11 protein-coding genes are annotated in these 12,548 nt (G+C 56.3%); 5 read left to right on the top strand and 6 right to left on the bottom strand.

The annotated features are described in order from the left end of the window. Positions 1 to 68 precede the first annotated feature (68 nt). A complete protein-coding gene (locus tag QPC17_RS05970) occupies positions 69 to 1,013 on the top strand; it encodes an Abi family protein (RefSeq protein ID WP_071129492.1) in 945 nt (314 codons plus the stop codon). On the opposite strand, the gene QPC17_RS05965 is transcribed toward QPC17_RS05970, so the two are convergent. The 6 genes from QPC17_RS05965 to QPC17_RS05940 form a co-directional block, all read right to left on the bottom strand. Further along, positions 1,010 to 2,977, bottom strand: coding sequence for a DNA polymerase (locus tag QPC17_RS05965; protein WP_071129491.1), 1,968 nt, complete (start codon positions 2,975 to 2,977; stop codon positions 1,010 to 1,012). The two genes, QPC17_RS05970 and QPC17_RS05965, sit on opposite strands and share 4 nt — an antisense overlap. A gap of 77 nt (positions 2,978 to 3,054) precedes the next feature. Then, entirely contained in the window at positions 3,055 to 3,609 is a 555-nt protein-coding gene (locus tag QPC17_RS05960; protein ID WP_062613117.1) for a DUF2815 family protein, read from the bottom strand. Positions 3,610 to 3,631: 22 nt separating this feature from the next. Beyond that, entirely contained in the window at positions 3,632 to 4,768 is a 1,137-nt protein-coding gene (locus tag QPC17_RS05955; protein WP_062613115.1) for a DUF2800 domain-containing protein, read from the bottom strand. Continuing rightward, complete coding sequence (locus tag QPC17_RS05950; RefSeq protein WP_285347094.1) at positions 4,755 to 5,168, bottom strand: hypothetical protein; 414 nt, start codon at positions 5,166 to 5,168, stop codon at positions 4,755 to 4,757. The genes QPC17_RS05955 and QPC17_RS05950 overlap by 14 nt, the downstream gene beginning before the upstream one ends. Next, complete coding sequence (locus QPC17_RS05945; RefSeq protein ID WP_285347093.1) at positions 5,165 to 5,401, bottom strand: hypothetical protein; 237 nt, start codon at positions 5,399 to 5,401, stop codon at positions 5,165 to 5,167. Before QPC17_RS05945 ends, QPC17_RS05950 begins: the two co-directional genes overlap by 4 nt. 18 nt (positions 5,402 to 5,419) lie before the next feature. Further along, positions 5,420 to 6,097: a sigma factor-like helix-turn-helix DNA-binding protein gene (locus tag QPC17_RS05940; protein ID WP_143037061.1), complete on the bottom strand. Its 678-nt coding sequence runs from the start codon at positions 6,095 to 6,097 to the stop codon at positions 5,420 to 5,422. 731 nt (positions 6,098 to 6,828) lie between these two features. Between QPC17_RS05940 and QPC17_RS05935 the strand changes: the two genes are divergently transcribed. From QPC17_RS05935 to QPC17_RS05920, 4 genes are read left to right on the top strand one after another with little or no spacing between them, the layout of a single operon-like run. Next, positions 6,829 to 7,677: an NBR1-Ig-like domain-containing protein gene (locus tag QPC17_RS05935; protein ID WP_071129489.1), complete on the top strand. Its 849-nt coding sequence runs from the start codon at positions 6,829 to 6,831 to the stop codon at positions 7,675 to 7,677. A gap of 2 nt (positions 7,678 to 7,679) precedes the next feature. Next, positions 7,680 to 7,913 carry a helix-turn-helix domain-containing protein gene (locus tag QPC17_RS05930; RefSeq protein ID WP_236698649.1) on the top strand — a complete coding sequence of 78 codons (234 nt, stop codon included), beginning with the start codon at positions 7,680 to 7,682 and terminating at the stop codon, positions 7,911 to 7,913. Beyond that, positions 7,913 to 9,871, top strand: a complete 1,959-nt coding sequence (locus tag QPC17_RS05925; protein ID WP_071129488.1) for a site-specific DNA-methyltransferase — start codon at positions 7,913 to 7,915, stop codon at positions 9,869 to 9,871. The genes QPC17_RS05930 and QPC17_RS05925 overlap by 1 nt, the downstream gene beginning before the upstream one ends. A gap of 12 nt (positions 9,872 to 9,883) precedes the next feature. Continuing rightward, positions 9,884 to 12,526: a DEAD/DEAH box helicase family protein gene (locus QPC17_RS05920; RefSeq protein WP_102216789.1), complete on the top strand. Its 2,643-nt coding sequence runs from the start codon at positions 9,884 to 9,886 to the stop codon at positions 12,524 to 12,526. Positions 12,527 to 12,548: the final 22 nt, after the last annotated feature.

Genomic DNA, 12,548 nt, shown 5'->3' with positions numbered 1-12,548 from the left:
GGTATAGTGATTACCACTAGTACCGGCTCGCTTGTATCGGTTTCCGAGACAGGTCAGAGCCGGTCTTCATGTTTTTGGAAGCAGGTGGGCTGGTGGTCGATAAACCGTGGGCCAGTATCGATGAGCAGATTAATATTCTCACTCGTCGTGGCCTATTGGATGCCGGTGATTACCGCCGCGAGTTATCTACTGTCGGCTATTACCGGCTTTCGGGATACTCCTACCCGTTGCGTCAGATCGTTCCATCTGATTCGCCGCAGCGGCGTTTGGACCATTTCGTTCTCGGTGCACGTATGGGGCATGTGGTAGAGCTGTACGAGTTTGATGAGAGGCTACGCTTGGCTGTGTGGCAGGCCTTATGCGAACTGGAAGTATGCTTTCGGGTTGACGTGGGCCATGTGCTAGGCGAGCTCGATCCCTTTATCCACCTCGACCTCGAACGGATTTGGCCGTCAGGCGCAATGCATCGCCGCGCAGTACTGTTTACGCAGAAGCTAGCCCAAACGCAGTCGCGCTCTACAGAAGATTTCGTCACGCATTACAACCAGACCCACGACGGTCGTTTGCCGGTGTGGGTGGCCACCGAGATTCTTGAGTTCGGACAACTCGTGACCCTGTTTTCGTTGGCTCCCTTCGAACAGCGTCGTCGCATTGCTGACAAGTACTTGGCACGTGCCGACGAGTTGGAATCATGGATGCGCACCGTGAATTTCGTTCGTAACGTATGCGCTCACCACGCCAGACTATGGAACAGGCGACTCGTCATCCGTCCGTTGGTCAGACACCGCCGCAGTGACCAAACGCTATCGGCCGTGACACATTCTTCAGGACGTATGTACACCGCGTTGGTGCTCACCGCATTCCTCTTGCGACGAGGAAATTTCACCGCTGAAATACAGGCCATCAGCGACGTCCTAGACAGTTTCCCCACCGAAATTCCTGGCGTCGATCTAACGCACATAGGTGCCAGCCCCAGCTGGAAACAAGATCCCATCTGGACAATCAACAGCTAATCCTTACGGTAATAGGCGCACTCATACCCATCCGCGTCCAACGGTAATCCTTTGGCCCATGCTGGGAGGGTGGACATGAGTTTGCACGCGTCAGCAACGGTGAAGCCCGAGTTTGTGGGTTCGTCGATGACGATTTCGTCGTGAACATGCATCACAATCTTGTGCCCTGCCTTGGCGACTGCGTGCATGCCAACCACGAGTAGGTCACGGGCGATTGCTTGGACGATGTTCTCGACGAGTTTGCCTCCGTAGGTTTCGAGCTGTCCCCAGCGCCGTGCCGTGGTGGTTCCGGTGTAGGTGATGGATGTCCCACCCCAACGGTTCTCGCCTAAGCGTGGCTGGATGTAGGAAAGCCGTCTTCCCGAGGGCAGCTTGATGAAGAGGATCCCGGACTCGACGCTAAACCGCAGGTTACGGAGCCGGATCGGCTGGCGCGAGGTGATCGCAGCGATGGCTGCTTCTTCAACGTCTGCCCAGAGCTGGACGATGTGTGGGTTGGCGGCCCGCCATGCGTCGACGATAGGTTTGAGCTCGTGCTCGGCGAGTCCCATGGTAAGTGCTCCCATAGCTTTGAGCGCTCCGACGGAGCCGCCATAACCACAGGCGAGCACCGCGATCTTCCCCTTCTGTCGAAGCTCACCATTAACGCCGTGCTTCTCGACTGGGACGCCGAACATACGGCTCGCGGTTTCGCAGTAGAGGTCTTTGCCCTCACGGAAGGCTTGAAGGGTGGTGGTTTCTCCTGCGAGCCATGCGATGACACGCGCCTCAATCGCAGAAAAGTCCGCGACGATAAACCTGTGCCCAGGTGAAGGGATAAACGCGGTACGGATGAGTTGGCTGAGGGTGTCGGGCACGGACTCGTAGAGCAGCTCAAGTGCGTCGAGGTTGCCTGTTCTGACGAGTGTTCGTGCTTGGTCGAGGTCAGGCAGATAGTTCCTTGGGAGGTTTTGGACTTGGACGAGGCGTCCGGCGAAGCGCCCGGTACGACCCGCTCCATAGAATTGGATGAGTCCGCGTGCCCGATCATCGGATCCGGTGACGTTTTGCATCGCCTGGTATTTCTTCACGCTCGATTTCGCCAAGTCGCCGCGCAGTTCGAGGACTTCTTTCACCTCGCCAGTGGCGGTATCGAGGGCGGCATGGACGTCGGCTTTCGCTAGTGATTCGAGTTCGCAGCCGTGACCACGGAGCCATTGTTTGAGCTGGATGGGCGAGTTCGGATTCTCCAACCCAGTCAATGTCTGTGCCCGAGCGAGTGTCGCGTTGCGGTGGTGTTCATCCACGGCGACAGCGTTGTCCACGAGCGTGTGGTCGAGAAGAATCCCGGCATCGTTGATGGCTTGGTCGAGGGCGTAGGTGTCCCACTCGTCATCGGACATCGGAAATGATGCGAGCCGCTCGTGGATGGCTTGTTCGACTTCGACGTCGCGCCGGTTGTAATCAATGAAATGTGCCCACCCGGTCGGGTCAGCTGATGGTGGGTTCCTGTGTTTGCCACCGTTGAGGACTGAGGGTGTGGCGGGTGTGCAGAACTGCTTGATCAGCTTGCGCCCCGCAGAATCTTTTTGGACGTCGAGTTTGAGGACGGCGGCAACCGCGTCGAGGCTCATTGGCAGACCGAGGTAGGCGGACCAGATCATCGTGCACCGCCACTGCCTTGGGTCAAGAAACCCCTCGTCGAGAAGCTCGGGATGATGAGTGCGTAGCCAGGCAGACAGGCAGACTCGTTCGAAAGCGGCGTTATGCGCCCACTTGACCACACCCGAATCCACCAAAGCCGCCAGCACCTCGTCGGGCATTGATTGTCCGCCTGCGAGATCCACCACTTTGACTGGTCCACCGTCGACCGAATATCCGAAGAGAAGCAGCTCGAAGGCTGGGTGCTCGGCATACGGGTAAACACCCGTCTTGGCGAGTTGGACGGGGCTGAAAGATTCAATATCGCAGAAGAGTGTTCGCATGACGGGGTTCCTTTCACACAGAGGAAAAGTGGAGGGAACCAACAAGATGTGCTGATTCCCTCCACGTGTGGGGATGATTAGTTTAGGAAGTCGTCATCAGCGGCGAAGGCACCGAAGTCAGTCTCAGCGCTCACGCGCCCACCGCCAAGGCTCTCGCCGTCACGGGTCTTTTGAATGTTCCCGAGCCCGCAGGCGATACCGCGGTTGCCGTTCGTGTTAAACGCATAGAAGGACAGGGATACGCGCGCGTAGCAGCCCGAGTACACCTCGGCGCGATCCAGGATCGGGGCGACGCTCTGATCGACGATCTGCGGAGCGGTCAGCGAGTTGGCGTTGAGGAAGTAGGCGCCCTTGTAGGCTTCGTCGTCGCGCTCAATATCTCCGTCACGCAACGGGAGCTTGAGGGCGGCCTTGTTGGGTCGCTTACCACCAAACTTGGCCGTCCCGGCGTCGATCGCGGCGTCGATGGCCTTCTCGATCGCGGCAATGGTGGCGGTGTCGGACTTGGGGATGATCAGGGAGACGGAGTACTTGGGTTTGCCTCCCTGGATGGAGTTCGGCTCCCACACATGCGCATAGCTGAGGCGAACTTCGCCGGTGACGATACGGGTCGGATTAGTTGTAGTTGTCATGATCTTTTCTGCTTTCTACTTGTTACTTGTTGGGTTGAAAATCGGTGGCCGCACTCACCAGATCAAGCGCTGGCCGTTTATCGGATGCAGGGACCAATGTGGGTTTGCCTGCAGGTTTGGTCACGAGATCACCGAGGATCTCGTTGAAGGCGGGTTTACCCATCAGCTTTTCCATGGCTGTGAGGGTGATGAGCTTGCGATCCCAGATGTCCCTATAACCAGCCGCCTCAGCCGCCGCAGCGACGTCTTTCTCGGAGGTGTATTTGCGTACCGACCTGCCTGCGACGAGCTTGAACCCCTCAAAGACCACACCCTGATTGACAGCCTTGGAAAGCGCGTAGGCTTCCACGTCGGATGCCCACGTTTTGAGCTGCGGAATCCTCGTGAGCACGTCAGCAATCTCCGCATCACTCAGCTCGGCCGGTGGGACGAACTCGAGCTTGGCAAGTTGAAGGTTGGCTTCGGCTCGTGCTCGACACGTTGGCGCGATACGACAGAACTGACACCACGAGCCCGGACAAAACTCACCCTCACCAGCCGAGGCCAGCTCAGCTTTCGGTTTCACCTCGGTTTCAGCCCACTGTTCGAGCTCGGCAACAGAGATTTCCCAGGTGTCGACGTTCGCCCGGCGCGGCTGATAGATCGTCACTGATACCGTCTCGATGTCGTACAGGCTCCCGAAAGCGTGGAGCGCACCGAGCGCATACAGCATCAACTGCGGGTTGTTCACGGCTTCAACCAACACGCCTTGCCCGTATTTGAGATCAATGATCTGCAAGGTGGGTTCGGCGATGATCACGCAATCCCCGGTGCCAAAACTGCCAGGAACAATGTGGGAGAAGTCCAGGCGCTGTTCGATCAGCACCTGCGGATCGCCACAGGTCTCCTGGGCGATGGAGATGTGTTCTTGCACAAACGACACATAGTCGTCGGTCAAGGTTTCCATCTCGTCATCAATCCAGGCCGAGACCGGACGCTTCGAGCGCTGCTTGAGAGCCCTGCGGAGTTTGTGCTCCGCCAAGGCATGAGCGGCGGTTCCTTGCTCAGCAGCAGCAGACGTTGACTCCGGCTCATCCGATTCGAGCCGAGCTGAAGGTGTGCAGTTGAGCCACCTGTGTGCCCCAGATGCCGAGAGGAGGGCGTGGTCAGACGGTGTCATTAGCAATCTCCTTCGTCTGTTCGAGCAGCCAGCCGAACTTCGACGGATCCACCGCTGAGAGCTTGTCCGCACCAGCCTCGACGATCAGCTCACGAACCTTTGCGGTGTGGCCTTGCGCTGAGAGCTCGGAAAGAAAAGCACGTACTTCTTCGAGCGCCACTACCGGTTCAGGTTCAACCTCCGGCTCGTCCGCGAGTAGTTCTGGCTGGCTATGCACAGCTGGGATGGTTTCGAAGGGTTCCTTGATCTGCAGGGCAAGCTCTGGGCGTTCACCAGGCATTCCTGCGTGGTCTTCGAAACTCTCCTCAACGATCTGCTGAGCCCGCGCAAGCAAATCGGCGAGCGACCGCAGCGCCTGGTTCCCATCACGAATAAAGGCATTGAGCTGTGACATCATCATTTGGACTCACCCGTCTTGAGAGCATCAGCCAATGCCATGAGGTCGTCATCGGTGTTTTCGGTGATGTCGATCTGCTTGACCGAATCACCAGGAACAAGAATCATGACTTTGCGCGGGCTACCAAGCAGTAGGCGCATGAACCGTTCACGCAGCGTCACGTTCTTAGTTGCGACGATTCCGGGGGCGTCAGGGATACGCCGGGCAATATGAAGCTTGAGACTATGTCGAGCCATCGGGCTTACCTTTCTTCCTCATTTGTGGGAGTAGCCCGGTTGGCTTCTCCCTTTCACCCCACTGCCGACACCACCGAAAGTGTTAAATCGGGCATCCTCAACCGCCTGTCGAATCAGCGGTTTTACCTCTGCCACTAGCTGCGATACCCGAGCACGGGTCAACCCCATATCGCGTGCCACCTGCGCCTGATTGAGCTTGTCGGTTGCAAGAAGGCGCGTCATCACCTCATGATGCTGAGGATCCAAACCAGCGATGACGCCACGCATAGCCTCGAGCTCACGGGTGTGCTCGACGCTGTCCTCGCGTTCGATGACCTGGTCTTCAGCGCTGATACCCGGTGAAGCTGGATCAAGGTCGATGTCGAGCATCTGCTCATACGAAAACGGCTTGTTATTCGGGACGCGGCATCCACGTCGAGGACCGCACTCAGCCCCGCACGTGCATGTCTTCTTACCCTTGCCGCGATCGGCGCGAACCGCCTTATGCGTGGCCGCTTCTTCTGCGTTCCACAACTCGTCGAGAATCTTCTGCGGTGTGCGGGGCTTGACCTGGTTGAGTGGAACACCAGTTGTGGCGGCGCGTTGCTGGCGGTCGGTTGCGATCATGAGAGCGAACTCGCCAGGGTCAATGTCGAAAGTGTCAGTGATGGACTCGTTCTTGTTGTTATCTGCTTCGTGCCTGAAGGTGACCTTCATCGAAGGATCTCCATTTCTCCGGGAATCCCGGTGATGTGGAGACCTGATCTGTTTGGCTCAGATCACTAGTGAGAACTGCTAGGAAGACGACAAAGGCGAGCCACCCCACACGCCCCTCAGCAAAGAGGGGTTGGGTGAGGTGACCCGCCGAGCGCTCCCAGAGCAGGTCTCACTAGTGATTTGTTTGTCTAACCCCCACGGCCTGCACCCGCCATAGGGCTTGCTCATCCGCCAGATGAGCTCCCGAACAATCACGCTCAGGCTTGGAGAACGTCAGTGCCGGTGGCCACCAGCACTACCGTCCCCACCCACCCGGTCCGAACTGTGTCGAAACCGAGTGGGCTGTGTACGACTACTTGCCGCGCTTGGACGGCTTAGTCTGCGCTAATGCCGAGGCGGCAACGGACTTGGTCCGCGCCGAAGAACGGCCATCGCGCAGCACAGCTGATGCCTTGCGTGCCACAGCACGCGATGTCTGCTTACGGTTCCTACCCACGCTCTTCACCTCCTTCGCTCTCGCTACGACACCCACCACCACTTGGTGCGTGTTCATGAGCGTTCGCGCGAGTCGGCGTGCGATAATGAGATGACAGTTGCTCGTCTCGTCGGCTCGTGTTTTGCTCACATACTCATCAAACGCTGTGGTTTTGGGACTTCAGATCGGTGAGGGAAGCAAAAACTGGGACTTCTGGGACTAGTTTTGGGACTCGGCATAGAGGAGCGTGACGCATATGGGTTTGCCCGAGTTTTGTCGCGCTGTTTATAAGCGGAAGAGTCCCATCACTAACCAGGCAAAATTCGTCCAAGCCGTATTCCAACACGCTGGCAGCGCAGAGCGGTTAGATGACGAGTACGCACGCAAGATCTTCACCGGAGCAAAACCGATCTCCGAACCGCAATACGAATCATTTTCAACGCCGGTGAACAAGAAATCTTTGCATGATTTCCTTCTTAGCCACCTGAGGCCCCTCCCAAGCACGAAGCGCACGTTGGATGATCGTTGCCAAGAAGTCGGCAAAGACGCCGGGCTGCCCTCAACCCTCACTATCGAACCAGAAGCGTTCATTTGGGCACTCACAGATTGGTTCGACGCGATCATCCACGATCCAAACCATTGCGATGTCCTCGAACACTGCTACCGACTTCGCCTTGAAGGCCAGGAACCAGACGAGATCAACCCTGCACCGCAGCCGCTCTATCAAGGAGATCGCGTCGACGTGACGGAACCGCCCGCACTGCAAAAACACAAGCCAGGATTTTGGGCCGAGTTCACTCACACATGGACACTGCGCAACGTTGGCAGCATCGACTGGACCAGTCGGACACTCGTCTGTACGAATCCAACAGACCCGCGAATACGACCCGTCGGCACCAAACAAATCGCCATTCCTGAAAGCCCACCAGCGACAAGAAAGTTCATCAAGATTTCTTGCACGTTTCGGGCGCAAGGCTATGAAGGGGCGGCCTCAAGCCACTGGGAAATGCGCAACCAGGAAGGCGAGAACTGCTTCCCTCAAGCGACTACAACATTCAATGTCGATGCCACAGTTATTAACCCGGATCTTCACTCGACAAGGTAGGGATGATGAGCGAAGCTGAATTAGAAAACTGGGTCACCATGAAAGAAGCACAAGCTCACCTCGGTGTGCGCCGGGAAACCATCACGAAATGGATCGTGACGCACAATCTTCCCGCCTACAAAGTCGGCAGGGTCTGGAAATTCAAACTCTCAGAAATCGACGAATGGGTCCGCACCGGTCAAGCCGCAGAAGAACCACATCCCAACAACACTCACGAGCCTAAGGAGGAACGCTAATGCCAGAACTGAACTGGGTCGGCAAAGACAAGGTGATCACCCACCACCTCGACGTTCCCTACCGCGTCCTCGACCGCCAATACTCCTACAACGAGCACGGGCAGCATCAGGAGGATAACGGCTCCCAGAACATGATTATTCACGGTGACAACCTCGAAGCCCTCAAAGCGCTCCTGCCTCGCTATGAAGGAAAAGTCGACTGTATCTACATCGATCCGCCCTATAACACAGGCAACGAAGGCTGGATCTACAACGACGCCGTCAACGATCCACGAATCAAGAAATGGCTCGGTGAAGTCGTCGGCAAAGAAGGCGAAGACCTCTCCCGCCATGACAAGTGGTTGTGCATGATGTACCCGCGCCTGCGCCTGCTGCAGCGGCTGCTTGCACCGACTGGTGCTATTTTTATTTCGATCGACGACAATGAGGCTGCCCACCTGAAGGCTATGTGTGACGAGATCTTTGGGGCTCGTTGTTTCGTGGCTGATATTTCGTGGCAGCGCACCTATTCGACCCGTAACGATTCCAAAGGAATCCCTGCCGAGGTTGAGCACTTATTCGCGTTCTCCAAACAGCCCGACTGGAACCCCAACAAGCTCGAACGCACAGCCGAAATGGATGATAAGTACAGTAATCCTGACGGCGATAGGACTGCTTGGACGAGCTCAGATGCATTCGCTCCGGGAGCAGCTACACACCAGGGCATGGTCTACGCGATTCAACACCCATTTACGGGAGCAATGATCTATCCGGGCACTGGGAATTGTTGGCGTTATGAACAACCGGAGATGTTCCGCATATTTTCTGGTTGGACTGCCTATGAGTTGAAGGATCTCGATGACGCTGCGAAGCGCGCACGGGTGTGTGGCGTACCTGCTGATGAAGTGAAGCCCGGCGTTTTGGGTCTCGTATTAGCGAAACCGTTGGAGGAAGCTCAAGCCGATGCGCGCGCAGTGTATGAACGCGGCCAGTGGCCTCGCTTCTACTTCACCAAAGGCGGCGAAGGTGGCGTCCGTCGCAAGACATACCTCGATAGTGTGGGTGGGCTGCTACCGACGAACTTCTGGCCATACGAGGTTGCCGGTCATACGGATGAGGCGAAGAAGGAGATCCGTGCGATCTTTGACGGCCGTGTCGCGTTTGATACTCCGAAGCCAACCCGGCTCATCGAACGGATCTTGAAGATCGCAACTAAACCGGGGGACATCGTCCTCGACTCATTTGCGGGGTCTGGTACGACGGGCCATGCAGTGCTCAACGTCAACAAGTCCGATAAAGGCGAGCGTTCATTTATCCTTGTCGAGCTAGGTGATTATGCCGACTCGGTGACTGCTGAGCGTGTCCGTCGCGCGATCACTGGCTACAAGGGCGAGTCAGAAGAATCGATCACGCTGTACGAGCACAAGCTCACGTTGACGGCGATGAAGAAAGCCGACGGCCTGCTCGCCGAGGCAAACAAAATCTACCAGGAAGCTCAGGGCAAGTACACCAAGGTCTCCCGCCCGAAGATCACCACGAAAGTGACAGGTAAATCGGGTAGCTCCTATCTACAAGTTGTCGCCACACAGTCTCACGACCATGACGTTTCGGGTACGGGAGGTGACTTCTCCTTCTATGAGCTTGGCGCGCCGCTTCTTGTTGAGGGCGATTTGAATCCCAATGTTCCTCTTGAGCGGGTCCGTGAGTATGTGTGGTTCACCGAAACGGGGCAGCCGTTTTCGAATCCGCCCAGTGCCCATCCGTATTTCCTGGGTCGGCATGAGGATGCGTCGTTGTTTTTCGTGTATGAGCCGGATCGTGTGACGAGTTTGGATCGTGGCTATCTGGCTTCTATCCCGATCGAGTGTGCGGCTAGTTCGTATGTGATTTATGCCGATACCTGTTTGTTGTCGGATGAGGAGCTGCGCTCGCTGAATATCACGTTCAAGAAGATCCCTCGGGATATCACCCGTCTCTAAGGAGTGTTGGTCATGGAGTTGAAGAAGTATCAAAACCGGGTGATTGCCGATCTGGAGGATTACCTCACCCAGCTTAACGAGCAGCCCACTCTGAGCGAGGCTTTCAAGATGTTTTGGGAGTCTCGCCAGATTGAGGTTGGCACCCTGCAGATGCCGGGCTACCAGAATGTGATCGATGGTGTTCCGCACGTGTGTTACAAGGTCCCAACTGGTGGTGGGAAGACGTTTTTGGCGTGTGCGTCGGTGAAGCCGATTTTTGAGGCTTTGCCGCCGACGCGGAAACAGGCTGTGGTGTGGCTGGTGCCGTCGGATTCGATTTTGACGCAGACGTTGGCGGCGTTGAAGAATTCCTCGCACCCGTATCGGCAGAAGTTGAATACTGATTTTGGTGGCCGGGTTGAGGTGTATTCGAAGGAAGAGCTGCTGGCGGGGCAGAATTTCAGCCCGTCGACGGTGGCTGAGCAGTTGTCGGTGATGGTGCTCTCGTATGACTCGTTCCGCTCACGGACAAAGGACGGGCGCAAGGCATACCAGGCCAATGGGAATCTGGCGTCGTTCTCGACTGCGTTTGGTGCCCCGGAGCAGCTGATCGAGAACGCGGATGAGACGGCTTTGTTTCAGGTGATTAACCAGTTGAATCCGGTGGTGATCGTGGATGAGTCGCATCACGCGACGAGCACGTTAAGCCAAGAGATGCTCACGAATTTTAACCCAGCGTTCATTCTTGATTTGACCGCGACCCCGAAGCGGCAAGCGAACGTGATCTCGTATGTGGATGCGCTCTCGCTCAAGAACGAGAGCATGGTTAAACTTCCGGTCATTGCGTATAACCGGTCCTCGCAAAAGGATGTTGTTACGGATGCGATCGATCTTCGCCGTTCTCTAGAGGTCGCCGCTACACAGCAGTATGAGAATGGTGGCGCTTATATTCGCCCGATCGTGTTGTTCCAGGCTCAGCCGAAGACGAGCGAGGATGCGACTTCGTTTGAGCGGCTGCGTGACAAGCTGGTTAAGGCTGGTATTCCTGCAGAGCAGATCGCGATCAAGACCGCCGACGTAAACGAGCTCAAGGGCGTGGATCTGCTCAGCGAGGAGTGTCCGATCAGGTTCATCATCACCGTGAACGCGTTGAAGGAAGGTTGGGACTGCCCCTTCGCCTACATTCTGGCGTCGTTGGCGAACAAAACCAGCCAGGTTGATGTTGAACAGATCCTTGGCCGTGTTCTGCGCCAACCCCACGCGAAGAAGCAGCCGAATACGTTGTTAAACATGAGTTACGTGTTGACCTCCTCGAACGATTTCGGCGTCACGCTCAAACAGATCGTTGCAGGGCTCAACAGTGCCGGATTCTCCAAGCGCGACTTCCGTACAGCCGATCAAGTAGCTTTCGACTTCACTGGTGCGAACCAGTCCAGCAAACCTGCCCCTACGTCGTCAGACTCAGTGGAAGGTATGGACGTTGAAGAGTTTCTGGAGTTCGATGAAGAACAGGTTGCAGCGGATTTAGATGCGCGAGAAGAATCCGCTAGTTCACCAGAGCCTTCGCCGGATCTGACGGTTGCTTCGATGATCGAGCAGGCGGCTCAGCAGGGTGCGGACTATGAGCAGGAGGCCGAAGAAGCCGCCCAGATGGGTGAGGGCTTCGTGCCTTCGGATTTGGAGGATGCTGTGGACACGAGCTTCGTGAACCCCGAATTCGCTGACGAGATCGAAACCCTTCGCCTTCCCCAATTCGTCATCCAAGAGCCTGGATCAGCATTGTTCCCGACCGCTCATGAGGGATACAACGAGCTCAAGCACGAGGCACTAGCCGGTGACTTCGACTTGGCTACGAAAGACATCGATATCGACTTGTCGACGGCCGATGAGCAGATGTACAAGATTGACGTGCGAAAAGACTCAGAGGTTCCTAAAGCCTTCCGGATGTCGAGTACCGACCAGAAATTCATGCGCGAACACTTCTCGAAACTGAGCATCGAAGGACAAAAACGTAACACGGCTGAAGCGATCTACCAACGGATCAAACCGATCAATTCGATCACTGACTCTGACCTGCGGGCATACATCGTGCGGACGGTTGAGGCCTTCGGCACCGAGCAGCTGCTGACCTATCAAGAGCACCCGCATGCGGTAGCAAGCAAGGTCAAACAGAAAATTGACGGTCTTTTGGAAGCGCACAAGGTCAAGCGGTTCTATGAGGACATCGAGACCCGACGCGTTGATGTTCAACAACTCTATGCGTTCCCGAAAGCGATCCAGCCCATTCATGCTTCCTCCCTGATTGGCGGCTCCCTGTATGGGGCCGAAGACAAGATGAATGGCTTTGAGCTCGAACTCGCTGGTCGCTTCTCTGGAATGGACAACGTTCGCTGGTGGCACCGTGTCATTGAACGCAAGGGCTTTTGTCTCAATGGTCCGTTCAACCACTACCCAGATTTTGTCGTGATGACCGCTAGCGGCACCATCGTGGTTGTCGAGACCAAGGGTGAGCATTTGAAGAACGACGATTCTAACCGCAAGATTAGGCTCGGGCGGGCGTGGGCGAACATGTCTGGCAATGGCTATCGCTACTACATGGTCTTCGAAGATGGCGTCACTCCACCGGACGGGGCGGTTACTTTGTCGGAGCTCGTGCGTATCCTCGAAAAGCTGTAGGCGGGAAGGACACCTTTTGGGA

Source organism: Trueperella bernardiae (genome assembly GCF_030246965.1).
GTDB lineage: Bacteria > Actinomycetota > Actinomycetes > Actinomycetales > Actinomycetaceae > Trueperella > Trueperella bernardiae.
Note: the sequence above shows the minus strand (reverse complement) of the source record. Positions and strands in the feature narration are given on the sequence as shown.